Origin of the sequence: Oceanisphaera sp. (assembly GCF_052084945.1) — a bacterium.
Taxonomy (GTDB): Bacteria; Pseudomonadota; Gammaproteobacteria; order Enterobacterales; family Aeromonadaceae; genus Oceanimonas.
Window position 1 is genome coordinate 1 of sequence record NZ_JBQDEX010000044.1, and the last position, 19,292, is coordinate 19,292.

Annotated in this window: 20 protein-coding genes; 2 read left to right on the plus strand and 18 right to left on the minus strand. The window is 48.0% G+C overall.

Annotated features, from left to right (window positions below):
- The 4 genes from ACTHY5_RS05845 to ACTHY5_RS05860 form a co-directional block, all read right to left on the minus strand.
- The coding region (locus tag ACTHY5_RS05845) for a DUF5522 domain-containing protein (protein WP_441877729.1) at window positions 1–144 on the minus strand (144 nt) is incomplete at its 3' end.
- 166 nt (window positions 145–310) lie between these two features.
- On the minus strand, window positions 311–1,900 hold the full coding sequence (gshA, locus tag ACTHY5_RS05850; protein WP_441877698.1) for a glutamate--cysteine ligase: 1,590 nt from the start codon (window positions 1,898–1,900) through the stop codon (window positions 311–313).
- 60 nt (window positions 1,901–1,960) lie between these two features.
- The gene (locus tag ACTHY5_RS05855) at window positions 1,961–4,777 is read right to left on the minus strand and encodes a M16 family metallopeptidase (protein ID WP_441877700.1); all 2,817 of its coding nucleotides are present in this window, start codon (window positions 4,775–4,777) and stop codon (window positions 1,961–1,963) included.
- Window positions 4,778–4,799: 22 nt separating this feature from the next.
- Window positions 4,800–5,732 (minus strand): NADP-dependent oxidoreductase, encoded by a 933-nt coding sequence (locus ACTHY5_RS05860; RefSeq protein ID WP_441877702.1) that lies wholly within the window; start codon window positions 5,730–5,732, stop codon window positions 4,800–4,802.
- A 219-nt stretch (window positions 5,733–5,951) separates the two neighbouring features.
- On the opposite strand from ACTHY5_RS05860, the gene ACTHY5_RS05865 reads away from it, so the two are divergent.
- Window positions 5,952–6,119, plus strand: a complete 168-nt coding sequence (locus tag ACTHY5_RS05865; RefSeq protein ID WP_441877704.1) for a hypothetical protein — start codon at window positions 5,952–5,954, stop codon at window positions 6,117–6,119.
- A gap of 40 nt (window positions 6,120–6,159) precedes the next feature.
- Here the strand turns inward: ACTHY5_RS05865 and ACTHY5_RS05870 are convergent, their stop codons facing one another.
- From ACTHY5_RS05870 to ACTHY5_RS05935, 14 genes are all read right to left on the minus strand, one after another.
- Window positions 6,160–6,897 (minus strand): ferredoxin--NADP reductase, encoded by a 738-nt coding sequence (locus tag ACTHY5_RS05870; RefSeq protein ID WP_441877706.1) that lies wholly within the window; start codon window positions 6,895–6,897, stop codon window positions 6,160–6,162.
- Between the two features lie 105 nt (window positions 6,898–7,002).
- Window positions 7,003–7,452 carry a 50S ribosomal protein L9 gene (gene rplI, locus ACTHY5_RS05875; RefSeq protein ID WP_441877708.1) on the minus strand — a complete coding sequence of 150 codons (450 nt, stop codon included), beginning with the start codon at window positions 7,450–7,452 and terminating at the stop codon, window positions 7,003–7,005.
- Between the two features lie 38 nt (window positions 7,453–7,490).
- A complete protein-coding gene (gene rpsR / locus ACTHY5_RS05880; protein ID WP_071472440.1) occupies window positions 7,491–7,718 on the minus strand; it encodes a 30S ribosomal protein S18 in 228 nt (75 codons plus the stop codon).
- A gap of 27 nt (window positions 7,719–7,745) precedes the next feature.
- Window positions 7,746–8,156, minus strand: coding sequence for a 30S ribosomal protein S6 (gene rpsF / locus ACTHY5_RS05885; protein WP_208005193.1), 411 nt, complete (start codon window positions 8,154–8,156; stop codon window positions 7,746–7,748).
- A 251-nt stretch (window positions 8,157–8,407) separates the two neighbouring features.
- Entirely contained in the window at window positions 8,408–9,271 is an 864-nt protein-coding gene (locus ACTHY5_RS05890; protein WP_441877710.1) for a DMT family transporter, read from the minus strand.
- Window positions 9,272–9,633: 362 nt separating this feature from the next.
- A complete protein-coding gene (rlmB, locus tag ACTHY5_RS05895) occupies window positions 9,634–10,368 on the minus strand; it encodes a 23S rRNA (guanosine(2251)-2'-O)-methyltransferase RlmB (RefSeq protein WP_441877712.1) in 735 nt (244 codons plus the stop codon).
- Between the two features lie 87 nt (window positions 10,369–10,455).
- Window positions 10,456–12,789, minus strand: coding sequence for a ribonuclease R (gene rnr, locus ACTHY5_RS05900; RefSeq protein ID WP_441877714.1), 2,334 nt, complete (start codon window positions 12,787–12,789; stop codon window positions 10,456–10,458).
- Between the two features lie 132 nt (window positions 12,790–12,921).
- The gene (gene luxS / locus ACTHY5_RS05905; protein WP_441877716.1) at window positions 12,922–13,431 is read right to left on the minus strand and encodes an S-ribosylhomocysteine lyase; all 510 of its coding nucleotides are present in this window, start codon (window positions 13,429–13,431) and stop codon (window positions 12,922–12,924) included.
- Window positions 13,432–13,655: 224 nt separating this feature from the next.
- Entirely contained in the window at window positions 13,656–13,994 is a 339-nt protein-coding gene (gene glnB, locus ACTHY5_RS05910; protein ID WP_441877718.1) for a nitrogen regulatory protein P-II, read from the minus strand.
- Between the two features lie 94 nt (window positions 13,995–14,088).
- Complete coding sequence (locus ACTHY5_RS05915) at window positions 14,089–15,729, minus strand: NAD+ synthase (protein WP_441877720.1); 1,641 nt, start codon at window positions 15,727–15,729, stop codon at window positions 14,089–14,091.
- Window positions 15,730–15,889: 160 nt separating this feature from the next.
- Complete coding sequence (locus tag ACTHY5_RS05920) at window positions 15,890–16,351, minus strand: type IV pilus modification PilV family protein (RefSeq protein WP_441877721.1); 462 nt, start codon at window positions 16,349–16,351, stop codon at window positions 15,890–15,892.
- A gap of 242 nt (window positions 16,352–16,593) precedes the next feature.
- On the minus strand, window positions 16,594–17,718 hold the full coding sequence (locus ACTHY5_RS05925; RefSeq protein ID WP_441877722.1) for a hypothetical protein: 1,125 nt from the start codon (window positions 17,716–17,718) through the stop codon (window positions 16,594–16,596).
- A 3-nt stretch (window positions 17,719–17,721) separates the two neighbouring features.
- On the minus strand, window positions 17,722–18,330 hold the full coding sequence (locus ACTHY5_RS05930; protein ID WP_441877724.1) for a prepilin-type N-terminal cleavage/methylation domain-containing protein: 609 nt from the start codon (window positions 18,328–18,330) through the stop codon (window positions 17,722–17,724).
- Window positions 18,324–18,827 carry a GspH/FimT family pseudopilin gene (locus ACTHY5_RS05935; protein WP_441877725.1) on the minus strand — a complete coding sequence of 168 codons (504 nt, stop codon included), beginning with the start codon at window positions 18,825–18,827 and terminating at the stop codon, window positions 18,324–18,326. Before ACTHY5_RS05935 ends, ACTHY5_RS05930 begins: the two co-directional genes overlap by 7 nt.
- Before the next feature lie 88 nt (window positions 18,828–18,915).
- Here ACTHY5_RS05935 and ACTHY5_RS05940 point away from each other — a divergent pair.
- Window positions 18,916–19,292 (plus strand): type IV pilin protein (locus ACTHY5_RS05940; protein ID WP_441877727.1); only part of this gene is annotated, 377 nt, incomplete at its 3' end.

The following is a 19,292-nucleotide window of genomic DNA, read 5'->3' on the forward strand; positions in this document are numbered from 1 at the left end:
GTAAGGGCAATGCCGACAGCCATTACCGCAACAGTAGCCACGATCTAGGTGATATTTTGCGGTAAAAACCCAGTTGCCGTTTTCAATATAGTAATCTTCATTCTCACGCAAGGGAGCCGGCTGTGATGGGGGGTCTTGATTCATTATGTTCTCTGGTTAATAAGCCTATGTCTGCCACGCAATTGTAGTGGTCAAGTAAAACTGGCCAGCTAACATGGCCTCTACAGCCGTGTCGAGTTTTAGCCCTTACCATTAACACTCCCTTTTCCGTGTTGTTCCGTGTATTCCGTGGCAGATAGAGGTTTTAGGCTTAAACTGTCGCGAAGTAGTCTGTTAGGAAGGTGTCGAAGTCGACGCTTTCCGATTGTTCTACTTTGTGCTGACGTGCAATTGAACGACAGCCCTCTTTGTCAAAATAGCTGTCTTCCCAATATAAAGGACGACTCGTTAGCAGTTGATCGTGGTAGTGCTTCGATAAAGCTAAGCCAAAGGGCAGTATGTCTTTATCTTGCGCTTTAAGATCTGCCAATAATTTAGCAGATAAAGTCTTGGTTGGATCTTTAATGGCAGCGAGATGCGCTTGATGCGCCTTGCCATAACAGCCTTTACCACAGCAAGCATCTAGTAAGTCTGCCACCTCTTTTAGCTCCGCAAAATAGCGCTCGCCTAAGTCGGTGAGTGACATAGACGCTTCGCCAAATACCTCTAACTCAAGACCGGGTTTACGCCCCTCTAATACCACTTTATTAAAATTGCGGCGGTTAAGGTTATTTTCAGCTTCAGTGAGCGGCGCTGATGGAGTCAGCAAGCACCATAGTAAAAAGGTATCAAGAAAGCGCACTTGGGTGGAATCTATGCCCACGGCGGCATAAGGATTAACATCCACTGAACGCAGTTCTATATACTCGATGCCGCGCGTGTTAAGCGCATCTGTAGGTTTTTCACCACTGTCTGCCGTACGTTTGGGGCGGATAGGTGCATAGAGCTCATTTTCTATTTGCAGCACATTATCATTTAACTGCCGATACTCGCCATCTACCTTAACACCAATCTTGGCAAACTCAGGGTCATGGGTGCCAATGGCTTTACGTAATGACGCTACATACTTCTCTAGGCTATCTAAAGAAATATTAAGATCAGCTTGCGAGCTATTGGTATACCCTAAATCGGATAGGCGCAACGAGGTGGCATAGGGTAAATATAGTGTGCCTTTACCTAAACGTTCAAAGGGCAGTTTATGCTCAGTACCGTTTAAAAAAGAACCACATAAGGCCGGCGATGCGCCAAATAAATAAGGAATTAACCAACCAAAACGATACACATTGCGAGCCAGCCCCATGTACTGCTCAGACACAAAATCTTGCAATAGGGTGTTGCCGCCCTCTTGGCGATGCCACTCACTCCAAAAGCTGTCTGGCATGGAGAAATTAAAGTGCACCCCCGAAATTACCTGCATTCGGCTGCCGTATCTGTGATGTAAGCCTTGGCGGTATAAGGTTTTCATGCGCCCTACATTAGACTGTCCGTATTGTGCCAGTGGGATCTGTTGCTCTCCGCCCTTTAATAAACACGGCATGCTTAACGGCCACAGCTGCTCGTCACCTAAATGGCGCATGACGTAACCGTGAATATCGCCTAATTGCGCCAGCAATATATCCACAGAGTCAGACACAGGTGTAATAAACTCCATTTGTGACTCAGAAAAGTCAGTGGTGATATTACTGTGGGTCATGGCTGCCCCCAAAGAGGCAGGGTGTTCAGTTTGTGCCAAATTGCCATCGGGTTGAATGCGTAAACTTTCACGCTCAATACCCCGACGGATCCCCTTGATGGCAGGCAGACTTTGGGGCTGATGCCAAGCTTGAATGCGTTCGGCCAGTGTTAGTGTGCTATTCGTCATTATTAGTTACCTTTTACCGCTTATTGCTCAATATGTCGCTAAGCGGACAGTCTGGCCTCGTTATTCAAGGGTAAAGTCGTATAGGGGTAAGTGGAGCTTAGACAGTGACTTTTCAAGTTTGGCTTTATCACCCACCACCACTATCACCATGTCGCTGGGATCAAGCCACTGCTGAGCAAGCTTGGTTAAGGTGCCAGCGTCCACTTTACTGACAATCTCTTGCTGTTGTGCCAAGTAGTCTGGTGACAATTCCATCATGGCCAATTGCAACAAAAAGCCGGCTTTGTTACTGAGTGTTTCGTAGGCTAGCGCATCTTGCTGCGAATAGCTGCTGCGCAAATAAGCCAGCTCTTTTGCTGTTGGCCCCTGCTTTTGCAGCTGCGTAAACTCATGCAGTATATTCTCAATCGCTTCGCTCGTCACATCTGCACGCACGTCTGTGGCCACTAAAAACACCCCAGCATCACGATTACCCGTAAAGTAAGAATGCGCACCGTAGGTGTAGCCTTTATCTTCTCGCAAATTTTGGTTGATACGGCTATTAAAATTACCGCCTAAGTTAAAGTTCATCAAATTAGCATAAAAGAAAGACCCAGTGGCGTCTCTGGGTAAGGCTCGCTGCCCCACTCTTAATACCGACTGCACAGCATCGGGCATATCGACGATATAAATGCCGGGCTTAGCAGGTTGAGGCTGCACCTCAACAGCGGGCACCTTGGGGGCGTCTTCTTGCCACTGCGTTAAAAAAGCAAAGTCCTTTTTGGCTTGGGCTGCACTGATGTCACCGGCAATTAACACATGGCCATTGGCCGGATTATAGTACTGCTTATAATAGGCTCGCACTTGCTCAAGGGTAATATCGGCTACTTGCTCGGCTTGCCCTTCATCGGGCAGCCCCATGCGTGTTTGGCCATACATTAATTGTCGAAAGGCCTGTTGCGCTAGCCAAGAGGGTTGATGACGGCTTTGCGCCATTGACTCTAAGGTGCGTGTTTTAACTTTTTTAAAGTCTTGCTCACGAAATCCAGGAGTAAATAGCAGCTCTTCTACTAACTCTAAAGTCGGTGTTAAGGTCTCGGTGAGGGTGGTAATTTTCATGACATTGGTATAAAAGCCTTGGCTCACACTCACGCTGGCACCCAGCTTTTCTAAGGCTTCACTAAATTCACCAGAGGTTAAACGCTCTGTGCCCTGATTCATCATGGCCGCCGTTAAGCTCGCCACACCGATATTTTCTGGCTGCTCACTGCGCTGCCCCCCCGGCAGTGCCACAATAATAGACACGGCGGGAATTTCATCGTTCACAATGCCTTGCAGCTGAATATTATTGCCAAGCGAATCTTGCCACAACGGCGGTACCTTAATGGTGACAGGCGCCCCTGCGTTAGGCATGATACTGCGATCAAAGTCATCTTGAATTTGCCGCTCAGGCAAATTGGCCACTATTTTTTCATCATCACTCGGTAGCTCTCGCGCTGGGGTGATATAGTTGGGTTCAGCGGCTTGCCAGTCGGTTTTATCCGTTGGCACCACACTTAATATTGCAGCGGGCTTGTCTTGCAGATACTGCTGATACACATTGGTTACCTGTGACGGTGTGGTGGTCGCCAGCGCCCGCCAAGCATTAATCGAAAACAGCGGATCGTCTTTTAATACTTTCCCCAAAGCTAACTGTCGTGCCTTACCCTGAGTGCTATCTAACCCTAAAATAAGGTTGGCACGCAGCTCGGTCACCGCTTTTTGTACATCGCTGTCGTTAATGCCGCGCTGGGCAAGTTCAGCTACAATGCGGTCTACCTCGGTTTTAAGAGGGGTTAATGCGCCGCCTTCAGAGGGGTTGCTATACGCCCATACGCTAAGAGTACAGGCCAACTCAGCACAATAATGATTGGCGCCGGCACTCACCGCCTTACCGGTTTCAACGAGTTCTTGATACAAGAGCGAGCTTTTTCCACCGCCCAGTACATTGGCCAGCACATCTAATGCCGCTTCGTCTTTATGGCCTAACCATACGGTCGGATACGACACATACAACATCGGCATGCGAATGCGTGAATCAACCAAGGTTTGATAGCGACTGTCATCTAGCTGAGCCGGTTGGGGAGTGGCTGATTTCACCTCGGGTCCAGCAGGAATAGAGCCAAAGTACTTTTCAACCCACGCCAATGTTTGTTCGGTGTCAAAGTCACCACTGATCACTAAAGTGGCATTATTAGGACCATACCAGCGTTTAAAAAAGGCTTTTAGATGTTCAACATTCACCCGATCTAAATCTTCAACATAGCCAATGGGTTGCCAGCTATAAGGATGGTCACGGGGATAGAGTAATTCTCCCATGCGCTCACCCACTAGGCCGTAGGGCTGGTTATCAATGCGTTGACTGCGCTCGTTTTTAACAGTATCGCGCTGAATTTCAAATTTGTGTTGGCTCACGGCTTCTAATAAAAACCCCATGCGATCCGCTTCTAACCAAAGAACTTTTTCTAAATGGTTAGCCGGCACGGTTTGATAATAGTTGGTGCGGTCTCGATTGGTGGAACCGTTCATGGTACCACCGGCTTCGTTGATCAAACGAAAATGCTCTTGATCCCCCACATGCTTAGAGCCTTGAAACATCATGTGCTCAAAGAAGTGGGCAAAGCCAGTTTGCTCTGGCTCTTCACGCGCAGATCCCACATGGTAAGTCATTTCAACATGCACCACAGGATCTGACTGGTCGGTATTAAGCAGCAAAGTCAGGCCGTTATCGAGTTGATACTCTTGATAAGGGATCACTAAGCCGTCTTGCGCGCGCTCTACTTGCTTGACTAAGGTAGGAGCGGCGCTGACTAATGGCGGACACAACAAGAGCAACAGAGACCAAGTCTTCAACTTCATGGGGTTTCCTTATATAAACAGCTTAGTTTTTAAGCAGTATTTTACCTCGGGTGTGGCCCGTTTCCACTTGGCGATGCGCCTTGGCCCCTTCGGCCAGTGGATACACATGGCTCACCTCTACATGCAGTCGCTGCTCGGCAACCGCATCCAGTAATAGAGATAATTGCTGAACATCATTATGTTTAAGCATGCCGGTGGCGGTTAAGCCTGCCGCCTTAGCCGCCGCCACCACTTGCTCGGCAGTAATGGTGGGTACTGTTACCACGCGCCCACTCGGCTTCAGTTGCGATAATAACGAAAGTCCCGAGTCGCCGCCGACCAGATCAATCAATAAATCGACAGGAGCCAGTGCGGCTAATTGCGCAGCCTCTTGATAATCAACAACTTCGTCTGCCCCTAATTCACGTAAAAAATCATGGTTATTAGGGGAAGCTAGCGCCACCACAGTGGCACCTATGTCTTTAGCTAATTGTACGGCTAAATGCCCAACGCCACCGGCGGCGGCAGAAATAAGCACACGCTCGTTTGCCTGTAAGCCACCGTGCTCCGTTAAGGCTTGCAATGCTGTGATCCCTGCTAAAGAGACACCGGCGGCCATTTCATTACTCACGGCTCTGGGCACTCGCAATAACGCATTTGCCGGTGCGACTACCACTTCACTGTAGCCTCCCCCTGCCAATAAGCCGCACACCCGATCACCTGCATGGTGAATGCTGACCTCAGAACCCGTTTCTTCTACTATGCCCATGATTTCAAGGCCCGGTGTCCAAGGAAGCTGGTCTTTAATGGCCTCAGCCCCCCAACCTAAACCGGCTCGTGTTTTAGCATCCACGGGATTAACGCCTGCGTACTCGACTTTGACACGCACTTCATTGCTTGCCATGGCACTTACTGTTGATTCGGTTAATAGCAACTGATCGGCATCACCAAATGCCTTAATCACCAAGTGTTTCATCTGATACTCCTTATCGCTTTACAATCAGCGAGCGCTCCGCTCGCAGCGTTATAAAATGGCGCAAGCCAGTATAATTAGCTCAGCATGCTACAGTATGGACTCAATTGTTTATTAAGCATACCGCGTCTTGCTTGGCGTGACTGTTGGCCAAGCATAAAATACGTTATGGTTTATCAATTATCGTATTCGCTAACAGATGTTAAGTAGAGGCTGATTACCATGTCCCGACTGTTTTTATTACCTTTGCTGCCAGCCTTATGTTGGTATGTCTTTTTACGCTATTACCAAATTCCCATTAAACAGGGTGCCCGGGTATTTTATTGGATTATCGGGCTGGGCTGGGGACTGGCTGCTTTTTTGAGTCTGATGATCTTGGTTACGCGTTAAGCCATAACTGGCAGCCGTTACTCACCTGACGGCTATCTCTTCACCAATAATTTTCCATTAAAATTTGGCCGGTTTTTCGTCTTAAGTGTTTCTTTAAGCCTTTTTCTTTTAGCTCATTTAAGCTGTCTCGCACCATTTGCGGATTGCCACAGAGCAACACCCGGCTGTGTTCGGGGCAAAAAGTAAGACCAGCTCTTTGCTCAAGCTTGTTGTTGGCGATGGCATGGGTAATTCGCCCAGGCTCGGCATGAGAGCTCACTTCTCTTGAGACAAAGGGAATATACTGAAAGTTCGGCTGATGGTGCGTTAAATTGCGAATGCGTTCTTGGTAGGCCAGCTCCTCATGTAGCCGTACACCATGCACTAATACGATATTAGTAAACTGCTGCCAGCAGCTGCCCTCAGCCAACATAGAAATAAAAGGCCCAATACCGGTGCCGGTGGCCATTAACCATAAATCTCGCCCTGCTGGCACTTCATCGAGCGTTAAAAAGCCGGCTGCCGAGTGCTCAACCAGTAGCTCGTCACCCGCCTGTAAATTTGCTAAGTGCGGTGTGAGCTGACCGCCAGGTATGGTCACCACATAAAACTCGCTGTCTGCTCCTGGGGCATTTACATAAGAATATGCTCGCGATACTTTGCCCTCGTCGGTGTGCCAAGCCAGCTTGGTAAACTGTCCCGCTTTAAAAGGCGCTACCTCGGCATCCACAACCAAAGAAAATAGCGTATCCGACCACTGCGTTCGGCTTTTCACTGTACCACTAACCCAATTCGCCATAGCGACACCTCCATTAAGGCCAGTTGACCATTGCCCTACTGTAGCCTTATTGCAGGCAATAAAAAACCCGCGACAAGCGCGGGTTTTTCTAACGAGCAATCTAAATTAGATAGCAACAACCTGAATAGTCACGGTTGCTTGTACGTCGGCGTGCAGTTGCACACCCACTTCATACTCGCCAACGTTGCGTAGAACGCCGTCGGTTAGACGTACTTCACTCTTAGCAACTTCAACACCCGCTGCTGTGATAGCGTCAGCAATGTCACGGGCACCGATAGAGCCGAACAATTTACCTTCGTCACCAGACTTAGAGGCGATTTCTACGCCAGCTAAACCAGATAACTGGTCGGCGCGCGCTTGAGCGGCGGCCAACTGTTCGTTTAACTTAGCTTCTAATTCAGCGCGACGCGCTTCAAACGTAGCTACGTTGTCTTTGGTTGCTAATACTGCTTTGCCTTGTGGCAGCAAAAAGTTACGAGCATAACCGGCTTTTACGGTTACCTGGTCGCCCAGGCCGCCTAATTTGGCGATTTTATCAAGTAGAATAACTTGCATTACCTTTCCTCAAAAAAGTGAACGAGTTAGGCCGCTGCTTACTTATGCAGATCGGTATAAGGCAGCAGAGCCAGGTAACGAGCGCGCTTGATTGCACGAGCCAACTGACGCTGATATTTAGCGCGGGTACCAGTGATACGGCTAGGTACAATTTTACCGGACTCGGTAACATAGTTCTTCAGGGTTGCGATGTCTTTGTAATCAATCTCAGTTACACCGTCAGCGGTGAAACGACAAAATTTACGACGACGAAAAAAACGTGCCATGATTATCTTCCTTAGCTAAAACGTGGATTACTCAGCAGCAGTGTCTGCGCTAGGTGCAGCTTCTGCACGTGGAGCAGCTTCTGCGCGAGGAGCGTCGTCACGACGTGGTGCGCGTTCTTCTTTGGCTTTTGCCATTTCAGAAGGCTCGGTGACGGCCTGCTTGGTGCGCATAATCATGTTACGCAGCACAGCATCGTTGAAGCGGAAGTTGTCTTCCAGCTCATCGATAACAGCTTGACCAGCTTCTACGTTCATTAGAACGTAGTGTGCTTTGTGCAGCTTGTTAATCGGGTAAGCCAACTGACGACGGCCCCAGTCTTCTAGACGGTGAACTTGACCACCAGAAGTAGTGATTGCAGCGGTATAACGCTCAATCATGCCTGGAACTTGTTCACTCTGATCAGGGTGAACCATAAATACGATTTCATAATGACGCATGGATTGCTCCTTACGGGTTATAGCCTCTGCGTGGGCTCAGTCACACCATCGGAGGCAAGGAACTTAATAGGTACAACGACTGATTTTAAGGTGGCGGATTATAAAACATAAACACCTTAAAAGATAGCTTAAAAATATAGCGCCCTACGCCCAGCACCAAGCGCCTAGCTAAAACAAAACCCTGACATCGTCGGAAAGACGATATTTTTCTTAAGCTTGGCGCTGGGCGCTTGGTGCTTAGCGCTTTATATTTATTTCAATTTACGTTGTAAGCCTATCGCGACTATGACCACGGCGGCGCCAAGATAGACGTTAAGCGCGGGAAATTCGCTAAATAATACCATGCCCATAATAGTGACAAAGATTAAACCAGAGTATTCGCTGGCAGCAATTTTGCTGGCATCGGCCATGGTGTACGCCAAAATACACACCCCCTGATACACAATGCCCACCAGCGTTGCCCCGCCTAACAGCAACCACAAGTCTTGGGTTAGCGGCTGCCAAGTGGGCAGAGCTAAACCAAAACTAATGGGTAATGCCATGGCCTGTGTTAAAAACAAAGTGGCCAACACCGACCGCCCTTGAGGTAAGCGGCGAACTAATACATTACTGGCGGCCATGGTAAAGGCGGTTAACAGCGCAATCCACCCCGCCCAATGCCACTGGGCGGGGTTTAGCACAATTAAAATACCTGCAAATCCTAATAAGCTCACGCCATAGGCGGCTAATCGCACTTGCTCTTTACTTAACAGTACCGCCAGTGGCAATGTCATTAAGGGAGAGGCATAAAACACCGCATTGGCTGTAGCAAGGGGCAAATAAATTAAGCTAATAAACACACACGCTGAGCCTATTAATAACAAGTGGCCGCGTACTAGGTGTATTTTCCACTCCGCCAAGCCTTTTTTGGCCCGAGGAAGCCGCAGCCAAAAGGGCAATAATAATAAGCTAGTGAGTAAAAAGCGCAGTGCCACATATTGATAGGGGGTGACTGTGGTATCTCCAAGTAACTTAACTAAGACATCACCCACCGAAATCATTAAATTACCGAGTACCAGTAATAAAATGGCCAACATCTGCCGATCTGCCGCCAACCGAGCCATTAACTGTTGCATGTTTATTTCCTGATCGTGATGGGTAGCTAAACAAAACCCAAGGCCCAATATTTTTGCAACGGAATCCACGAAACCCACGGAAAAATCAAGATAAGATAAGTGCGAAGACTTATTTAAAGGTAAAGAGCTAAATATAGGGCTTTAAAGTAAGTGTTGAATGGTAGAACTCCACACACTCACTCATTGCCGCAAATTCTGTTACGAGCGGCGAATAGTTTTTGCTCCCCCTTACGCTCTTACCAAAAAAAATCCCCTTTCAGATTTTATCGCTATTTTTCCGTGGCTTCCGCGTTCTTCCGTTGCAGATAGGTTTTAGGTTTAGGTCTGGTTTCCACTAAACACTAATCCCTCAGCACTTACTCTTACCCGCGCTGGCGGATCATTTCAAACAGGCAAACACCGGTAGCAACAGACACGTTTAAGCTAGACACAGACCCCGCCATAGGGATGCTGATTAATTCATCGCAATGCTCACGGGTTAAGCGACGCATTCCTTTACCCTCGGCGCCCATCACCAGTGCTAAGGCTCCGCTAAATTGAGATTGATACAGGCTATGATCGGCTTCGCCTGCGGTGCCCACTACCCAGATATTGCGTTCTTGCAGCGCTCGAAGTGTGCGCGCTAAGTTAGTGACCTGAAATAACGGCACAGTTTCGGCGGCACCACTGGCTACTTTACGCACAATCGGCGTTAAGCCTGCCGAGTTATCTTTAGGCACAATCACTCCCTGAACACCGGCCGCATCGGCGGTGCGTAAACAAGCGCCCAAATTATGTGGGTCGGTCACGCCATCTAGCACCAATAATAAAGGTGTGGTTTGCTTATCAAGTAAGGCGGCTAAATCGGCTTCATTCAAAATGGGCGCCGCTTGTACTTTGGCCACCACACCTTGGTGCTGGCCCCCCTTGGCCTTATTATCTAAAGCCGAGCGGCTGGCTAATTGGGCTTTAACCCCTACAGCTAATAAACGGGCTTGTAAGGCATTTAAGCGTTCATCGTCACGGCCTTTGAGTAACCAGACTTCCAGTATTTTTTCGGGATGGGTTTCTAACAGTGAATCTAGGGCGTGAATACCAAAAATGAGTTCATTGCTCATAACGTGTCTCAATATGTAGAAGAAAAAACGGGGCTAGCAGTCAGAGATAAATCCCTAGCCACTAACCCCTTTATTATTCGCTAACCATTAATGTGGCTTTTTAGCCCCTTTGGGTTTGTTATCCCCTTTATGGTCAGCCGGTTTGGCACCTTTAGGCTTATTCTTTCTTTTCGGTTTAGCCCGCTGGCGTGACTTCAGGTTTTTCGCCCCTTTGCCACTTTTAGCACCCGCAGGTAGCGGCTCTTCAACGGTTTCAAAGTCAATTTTACTGTCATCCAGATTGACCGCCATTACCTTCACCTTGATCTTATCGCCTAAACGATAACGGCGGCGGAAGTTCTCGCCAATCAGGGTTTGGCGTGCCGAATCAAACTGATAGTAGTCGTTTTGTAAGCTAGAGATATGCACCAAACCATCGATATTAATCTCATCAAGGCGCACAAAGAAGCCAAAGCCGGTCACATTGGCAATGGTGCCCATAAACTCATTACCTACATGATCCAGCATATACTCGCATTTTAGCCAGTCGGCCACATCACGAGTTGCGTCATCAGCACGGCGCTCATTTTGCGAGCAGTGCTCTCCCATAGGGGCGACTTCTTCTAGGGTATAAGGCACACCACCGGTTTTACTTTTACCCGTACCGTCAATTTTGCACAGCTGCGCTTTAATGGCGCGATGCATTATCAAGTCGGGGTAGCGACGAATGGGAGAGGTAAAATGCCCATAAGATTTTAAAGCTAAGCCAAAGTGACCATTATTTTCCGCCTGATACACCGCCTGCTTCATGGAGCGCAGCAACATGGTTTGAATTAAACCGGCATCGGGTCTGTCTTTAATTTGCTCAGCCAGTAAAGCATAGTCTGACGGCTCTGGCTCTTCACCGCCTTTTAGTTCTAAGCCTAGCTCTGCTAAGAAGCTACGAAAGCCCACTAGTTTTTCATCACCTGGTTTTTCGTGTACTCGGAACAAGGCGTGGGCTTCTTGCTTTTCAATAAAGCGTGCGGCAGCAACGTTGGCGGCAATCATACATTCTTCGATGATCTTATGAGCATCGTTGCGTACTACAGGTACTATACTTTCAATTTTGCGCTGCGCATTAAAGATAAATTGCGTTTCATCGCTTTCAAATTCAACTGCACCACGCTGATGACGAGCCGACTTCATCGCATAGTACATGCTATTTAGTGCTTCTAAATGCGGTACTAAGGGAGCATAACGCTCGCGCAGCCCTTCGTCGCCGTCCACAATTGCTGCAACTTTAGTGTAGGTTAAGCGCGCATGGGAGCTCATCACTGCTTCATAAAAATCAGCATCTAATAACTTACCGCTGGCAGAGATATTCATCTCGGCCACCATACACAAGCGGTCAACCTGCGGGTTCAACGAGCATAAGCCATTAGACAGCACTTCGGGCAACATGGGGATCACTTGCGCGGGGAAATACACAGAGTTACTGCGCAAATAAGCCTCATTGTCTAATGCGGTACCTGGGCGTACATAGTAAGACACATCGGCAATTGCTACCCATAAATGCCAGCCACCGTCTGGGTTAACCTGACAATGCACCGCATCATCAAAGTCACGGGCATCTTCACCATCAATGGTTAATAGTGGTAGGTCACGCAAATCGCGGCGCCCTTCTTTAGCCTCTTCGGGCACTTCTTCACTCAATGAGCTGGTTTCTTGCTTAACCTCTTCTGGCCACACATGAGGAATACCGTGGGTGCGTAGGGCAATTTCAATTTCCATGCCCGGATCCATGGTTTCACCTAACACTTCTACCACTTTACCTACGCCTGTCATGCGCTTAGTGGGGCGCTGGGTAATGTGGATAACGACCACCTGCCCCATGCGTGCGCCTTGGGTTTCGCCTTGAGGGATCAAAATATCTTGGGCAATGCGGCTGTCATCTGGCACTACATAGCTGACACCATTTTCTACAAAGTAACGGCCAACCACTTCTAAATCTCGTGACTCTAATACCCGCACTACGCGAGCTTCGCGTCGGCCTTTAGAATCAAAGCGCAACGGTTGTACCAGCGCTTGGTCACCATGCATGAGGGCGTCCATTTCACGCTGCGATAAAAACAGATCGTCGCCGCCTTCTTCTGGGCGTAAAAAGCCAAAGCCTTCACGGTGGCCAATAACACGGCCTTTAATCAAGTTGAGCTTTTCTGGCAAGGCGTAGCACTTGTTGCGGGTGAACACCAATTGTCCGTCTCGCTCCATGGCGCGTAACCGGCGGCGCAGAGCTTCAGTTTGCTCTTCGCCGTCTAGTTGTAATTCATTAAATATTTCATCACGCGAGATGGGGTTTTGTTTAGTTTTGATCAATTCCAGAATGTATTCACGGCTTGGAATTGGGTTTTCGTATTTTTCTGCTTCCCGCTTGAGGAAAGGATCTTGTTGTTCTGACATAAAGTAGTCCATTTGCGCACTGAAATAAGGAAAGAGTATCTAAAGAATAAGAATAACAAGTGACAAAGCGCCCGGTTAAGTCAGTGCTTACTTAAACCGGGCGCTTTTGTCACAACAGGAAGTGGCTGTTCATTACAGAGATTTAAGCATCTCTTCTGGCAGCGCCAGCGCCTGATTGCTGTTTACGCCTATGCCTCGCTCCACAATATTACGGGCAATGGCTTTGGCTTCATCTAACGAATGCATCACAAAAGTGCCACATTGATATTCATTTAGCTCGGGGATCTGCGACTGGCTCTCTACGTTAAGCACATCTTGCATCGCGCTTTGCCAGGCATCCGCCACTTGCTGCTCGTTAGGTGCCCCAATTAAGCTCATGTAAAAGCCGGTACGACAGCCCATAGGGGACAGGTCAATAATCTCTATGCCATCGCTGTTGAGGTGATCACGCATAAAGCCCGCAAACAGATGCTCTAAGGTGTGAATGCCTTTTTCCGACAGTATTTCTTGGTTAGGCAGACAGAAGCGTAAATCAAATACCGTGATAGTGTCTTGGTTAGGGGTGGCCATGGTTTTGGCTACTCGCACCGCCGGTGCTTCCATACGGGTATGATCAACGGTAAAACTGTCTAACAATGGCATTGGGTTATTCCTCTATTTAGATGTCTTAGCGATTGTGACAAAGAAAAGGGTAATGGCCAAGGTAATTCAACAATAAAGGCGCTTAAAAGGCAATTGATGTTCGATAAGTGTCAATTTACCCAGGTTACACTATACGCTCAGAGCAAGCCCTGTTTCTATTAAGCTCACCGCCTAGCTCTGATTAGCAGGCATTGGTGCTGGGCGCTTGGTGCTCGGCGCTGCACTTAAACCGCATCTTCGTTTTGTTCGCCGGTACGAATACGGATCACCTGCCCCACATCAAATACAAATATCTTGCCGTCACCAATTTTTCCGGTGCGCGCCGTCATTTCAATGGCTTCGATACAAGATTCCACTAAGTCCTGCTGCACCACTATTTCTATTTTTATTTTAGGTAAGAAATCCACCATGTATTCGGCGCCACGATATAATTCAGTGTGGCCTTTTTGACGGCCAAAGCCTTTCACTTCAGACACTGTCATGCCGGTAATGCCACGCTCTGCTAAAGCTTCGCGTACGTCATCTAGTTTAAACGGCTTAATAATGGCTTCAATTTTCTTCACGATAAATCCTTATATATGTGATAGGTCAAGCAAGATAAAAAGCGCCCAGCGCCCCGCTTTTAGCACAAAAAATGACTTAGCTAGGCGCTGTTTTTCACCAATTTACTTTTCCAAAACCTGAAGTCACAGGATAACGGCGGTCTTTACCAAAGTTGCGTACTGTCACCTTAGGACCCAATGCACCTTGGCGGCGTTTATATTCATTAATATCCACCAACTTTATCACCCGGCGTACATCGGCCTCATTAAAGCCCAGCGCTAATAAGTCACTCAGACTTTTATCTTGCTCAACATAGGCTTCAAGTATCTTATCTAGCACATCATAAGGCGGCAGATTATCTTGATCGAGTTGATCTGGGGCTAACTCAGCTGACGGGGGACGCTCAATTACCCGCTCTGGGATCACATAACTGACGGTATTACGATAGCGCGATAACGCAAACACCAAGGTTTTAGACACATCTTTTAATGGCGCAAAGCCGCCGACCATATCGCCATATAAAGTACAGTAGCCTACCGCCAGTTCACTTTTATTGCCGGTGGTTAATACTAGGCGACGACGTTTATTCGACAACGCCATCAGCAACACGCCTCGGGCTCGAGCTTGCAAGTTTTCTTCTGTGGTGTCCCCCGCCTGAGGGGCTTCTTTACCAAACAAGGGGCTTAGCTGGCCCATAAAAGCATCAAACATAGGTTCGATTGAGACGCTATTATATTCAATCCCCAGAAGCTGAGCTTCTTCTTGTGCATCTGCCACGCTAATGGAGGCCGTATAACGAAACGGCATCATGACCGCCTGCACCTTATCTTTGCCAAGTGCATCAACCGCAATAGCGACAGCCAGTGCTGAATCTATGCCTCCCGACAAGCCCAGTACAGCGCCATTAAAACCATTTTTATTCACATAATCCCGGGTAGCTAGCACCAATGACTGATACAAATCGGCCAACGGCGCTAACGGCTCAGCAATAGTGCCTAGCTGGGGAACTGCCTGCTTAAACTCGACCAAATCAAGCGCACACTCAAAGGCAATGGCACTGTGTGTAATGTCACCTTGAGCGTTAAACACCATAGAGCGACCATCAAACACGAGTTCATCTTGCCCGCCCACCTGATTCACATAAACCAATGGCAACTCAGTTTCACGACAGCGCTGAACCAGTTGTTGCTTTCGTAGCTCAACCACCCCTTGATGATAAGGCGAGGCATTCAAACACAGCAATAATTCAGCGCCAGCCGCCTTAGCCTTGGCTGCGGGGCCGGGGTGCCATACGTCTTCACAAATCAACAGCCCTAACTGATGACCTTTAAACTCAAGCACGCAAGCTTGCTCACCCGCGCTAAAATAACGCGGTTCATCAAACACACCATCGTTAGGCAGTATTTGTTTAAAGTAGCGCCCCAGTAGCTGCCCTTGGTAGTAAAAAGAGGCCGCATTATAGCAGTGCCCCGCTTCTCGCCACGGATGCCCCACCACGAGCGCTGTGTTTGTACTCGCCACAGCGAGCTGCTCTAGCGCACAATTAACTCGTTGATGTAAATCGTCACGGTGTAATAAATCCTCTGGTGAATAGCCGGTAATGGCCAGCTCCGGAAATAACACCAGCTCAGCACCTTGGCGTTCGGCATCGGCTAAGGCGCTCAGCATAGTGTGGGTGTTGGCTTCTATGGCACCAACGGTTGGGTTTAACTGGGCCAGCGCCAGCGTTAGAGTCAAAGGTTGCTGTGAGGACATGAATGTATTCGCTTAAAACGGTGATACCTGCATACTATTAAAAATTAACAGCAACAGCTAGCGCAAAGGGACATTACCACGTCAAACTCAGTAAACCTTAAATCTATGTTTGTCACAGATTTTGCGGTGATAAAGTCTTTAATCTTTCAAGCTTTGGCAATTATAAGGGGTAACGCTCTCCGAAGGGGCCGGCATAAATGGCCGAGATGGGGGCGATAGCGGATGCAAGCGTTATGCTGTTCAATTCGCCTTGGCTGTCTTGCCAAGTAAGAGACACGCTTACGTCTTTTTTATCACTTATAACACTGGCAGAGGCTAACCACAGACCTTGTGTGGCGCTCCACATTTGATCTTGCACCGTCCAGTTAATCGTAAAGTTGATGTCCATTAACGTGCGCATATCGCTGCCAGAGGCAAGGCTGTTGTAACCTTGACTCGCTTGCTGGTGCCTGAGCTCGTCTAATCTAGATTCCACCAAGCGCAACGCCACTTCTCGAGCACGCCCGTCTCGGCTGTATGATAAATACTGTTGACTGAGCTGCAATAGAGAGCCCGCAGTGAGGGCTAAGATCACTAACGCTATCATAACTTCAATTAAACCAAACCCGCTTTGCTGCTTCATAAAAGCCCCCTAAGATAGCTGTCAGCACTCAGCGATTGATAAACATCTAAAGACTTTCTTACCACGGAAAAATTAAGATGAAATAAGATCGAAAGATGCTCAGTTAAGGCTTTACCAATAAAATCCTTTCCGCCTTGTTCCGTGCATTCCGTGGCAGAAATAGTGTTTGGGTCTTAACTTGGCGCTTGTTTTTTTCACTAAACACTAATCCCTCAACACTGCCCTTAAGCTAGGCGCTGTCATTAATGATCGCTCCAGCTGCCGGGTATTGTGTATAAATTCACGAAGGGGCTGCTTGGCTCTTGGTTACAATTACTCAGCAAACACTGCACACCCGCGTGATAAATAATGGACAAATCCCCTGCTAGCTGATTATTGCCAAGACGACTGACTACACTTCCCCACACCTGACTGCCTGAGCCAAACTGTGCTGTCATCACATCACTATTGTTTGGGTCACTGTCATAAAGCACCAATAAACCATAAAACTGGGTATTGGTTGCTGCAATCACCGCTGTGTCTTTCACTAATAAGATCACCGGCGATGCGGCCGAGCTCGTGACTTGGTTAAGCTGACAAGTGCCACCGTGTTGCACAATAAAAAAACCACTGCGGTTAATGTCTTCACAACCAGCAACAGATGAGATCGCCATGGCCATTAGGCTGGACCACTGCGCTTGGCCATAACCAAAAATATAATCTAGTAAGTCAGCCGGAAAATTAGCAGCACTTAACTGCATATCCCCATTAATATCTTGGCTGCTGTTGCTGATATGGCTTAACTCAAACACACAGTGATTCGCCTGTGCATCAAAGTCACTCAAATAACAGCTTTGTATGCGCCCACTACTACTTACACTCGTACTCGACCACAGCGATAAAGGTATACCGCTCCCGCCTCCATGAGGATCAGCGATTAGGCGAATATCGCCATTAATATCGTTACTCGACCCCGCTAACATTAAAGGGGGAACCTTTTTATTTTGATTGGGGTGAAGCACAGCGCGGCGTGCCACGTTTAGGCTTACCCGACTTTCACCCCCGTTTGGCAAGCTGGCCACAGATTCTAGCTGATACACTCCCGCCAAAGCAGTGCTAGGGGTAATGCTTACCGTATAGTTCACCTCGGCCACCGTACTGGAGGCGGTGCCAGCCATGCTACGAGTTGAGGGCTGTACCTTAAATAAAGCAAGGGCCTCAGCCAGACCCTGTTCGGCTGTTGCTTGTGCGAGGCGATATTCAATTTCGTTTAAGGTGATGCGCTTTTCAGACACCAGAACTTTACCAATAAACACAGAGACTGACATGAGCAGAGACAGCAATATCACCGTTATGGTCAGCGTCGTAAACCCGCGGCTCTTATTCATCGATCATGCGCCTCCATTTCTAAGATAAACATCACGCTCTAACGTCATGGTTAAATGAGGGCGTTTGGCATAAGCCGCACTAATGCGCAGCTTGATGCTGGTCGCGCCGGCGTGGCTAATAGGCGTAAACAATAACTGCGTGATGTGAATTTCGGCACTGGAGATTAACTGGGCACCGCGGCCACAGTAAGTGTGTAAGGGGGCTGAGTTATTGGCAGTTAGCTTGGTATATAAAGTAAGCTTTTGCGAGGTGCTATGATAGCTGTAAACATGTACTTTTGATTCTTTTCCTGAGGATTCAGTGGCATCCCAATATTTCACACGAAGGCAATGCAGGCCAGGCTCACTATAAATATCATCAGCTGCAACAAACAAATAATGCCCAGCAGAGTCAGCAGCCGCTTGAGGATGATAGCCCGCTTTTTGTAGATCTCGACTGATCAGATCAGCCACCCCTTGCACCTCTTGATTAAGGCGCGACAACATCAGGTTAGTACTGCCAGTGGCCAATACGGTGGTAAAGAGTGACAAGGCTCCCGCTAATACCAGTAATCCGGCCACCATAGCCACTAATAATTCTACCAACGAAAAACCAGCAACACGCTTTAACATGTGGGCACCCCCGGCAACTGGCTACTAGAGCAGGTCCGAATGATGCCGTTGTTCCACGTTCTTACCGTGATACTGTGGCCATTCTGGCTTAGGGTTACATTACCTGCAAACAGCGTATTTCTTCTCGGCTTAAAAATAAGATAAGCGTCGGTATAAGAGGTGCTAAGCACAAGGGAAAGGTCGTCACTATTATCAATCAAGCGAATATCATGCAGTACACTAGAACTGCAATCTGAGGGCTGATCCAGCACGTTAATATGATAGCGCCATACAGCGGTGCCCGAACCGCTAAAACAGACAGTAATGTCGTAATTGTGTTTAATAGCTTCACTGCGAGCGAGCTGAAGATCGCTATAAAGCGCCATACCGGCACTGCGCACCCTGTGCTGCTGCGCTAAACGCTGCAAGCTAGGCACAGCTAAAGATAAAAGTATTGCCACCATCGCAATACCTATAATCAGCTCGATAAGGGTGAATCCTCGCTGCCCAAGTTCCATTTAGGCTCCTTACAGACTTAAGATCTGCACACTCTGCTTGTTTAGCACTAAGCTTGGTCTATAGCCCAACATTCAACAAGGTGAAGCCATGGTAAAAGTGCGAGGTTTTTCTATTATCGAATTATTAATCGCCATGATAATAGTCGCTATCTTGGCACTAGTGGCTTATCCCAGTTTATCGCGCTATTTAGTCAACAGTAAGCGCATAGAGGCGATTCAAACACTATATGCCTTACAGTTGCAGCAAGAAGAGTGGCGAATATCACATCCTACTTATGCAAACCACACTGTGGCGGCAGCGCAGTTTATTCCCAGCCATCCGCATTATGTATTTGCAGTCAGCGACGCCAGCGCCAGTCATTACATCCTAACCGCCACTGCTAAACAAGACTCAGCCCAGTATCAAGATAAAGCCGGCAATACGCCTTGCCATACCTTAAGTCTAGATAGAGACAATACCAAAAC

Coding starts and splice junctions, on each gene's coding strand:
- ACTHY5_RS05890 (WP_441877710.1), bottom strand. CDS start 9,271: ATGCAACAGTTAATGGCTCGGTTGGCGGCAGATCGGCAGATGTTGGCC.
- luxS (WP_441877716.1), bottom strand. CDS start 13,431: ATGCCATTGTTAGACAGTTTTACCGTTGATCATACCCGTATGGAAGCA.
- ACTHY5_RS05855 (WP_441877700.1), bottom strand. CDS start 4,777: ATGAAGTTGAAGACTTGGTCTCTGTTGCTCTTGTTGTGTCCGCCATTA.
- gshA (WP_441877698.1), bottom strand. CDS start 1,900: ATGACGAATAGCACACTAACACTGGCCGAACGCATTCAAGCTTGGCAT.
- ACTHY5_RS05865 (WP_441877704.1), top strand. CDS start 5,952: ATGTCCCGACTGTTTTTATTACCTTTGCTGCCAGCCTTATGTTGGTAT.
- rlmB (WP_441877712.1), bottom strand. CDS start 10,368: ATGAGCAATGAACTCATTTTTGGTATTCACGCCCTAGATTCACTGTTA.
- ACTHY5_RS05920 (WP_441877721.1), bottom strand. CDS start 16,351: ATGAAGCAGCAAAGCGGGTTTGGTTTAATTGAAGTTATGATAGCGTTA.
- rplI (WP_441877708.1), bottom strand. CDS start 7,452: ATGCAAGTTATTCTACTTGATAAAATCGCCAAATTAGGCGGCCTGGGC.
- ACTHY5_RS05860 (WP_441877702.1), bottom strand. CDS start 5,732: ATGAAACACTTGGTGATTAAGGCATTTGGTGATGCCGATCAGTTGCTA.
- ACTHY5_RS05930 (WP_441877724.1), bottom strand. CDS start 18,330: ATGTTAAAGCGTGTTGCTGGTTTTTCGTTGGTAGAATTATTAGTGGCT.
- ACTHY5_RS05935 (WP_441877725.1), bottom strand. CDS start 18,827: ATGGAACTTGGGCAGCGAGGATTCACCCTTATCGAGCTGATTATAGGT.
- ACTHY5_RS05870 (WP_441877706.1), bottom strand. CDS start 6,897: ATGGCGAATTGGGTTAGTGGTACAGTGAAAAGCCGAACGCAGTGGTCG.
- rnr (WP_441877714.1), bottom strand. CDS start 12,789: ATGTCAGAACAACAAGATCCTTTCCTCAAGCGGGAAGCAGAAAAATAC.
- rpsR (WP_071472440.1), bottom strand. CDS start 7,718: ATGGCACGTTTTTTTCGTCGTCGTAAATTTTGTCGTTTCACCGCTGAC.
- rpsF (WP_208005193.1), bottom strand. CDS start 8,156: ATGCGTCATTATGAAATCGTATTTATGGTTCACCCTGATCAGAGTGAA.
- ACTHY5_RS05915 (WP_441877720.1), bottom strand. CDS start 15,729: ATGTCCTCACAGCAACCTTTGACTCTAACGCTGGCGCTGGCCCAGTTA.
- ACTHY5_RS05925 (WP_441877722.1), bottom strand. CDS start 17,718: ATGAATAAGAGCCGCGGGTTTACGACGCTGACCATAACGGTGATATTG.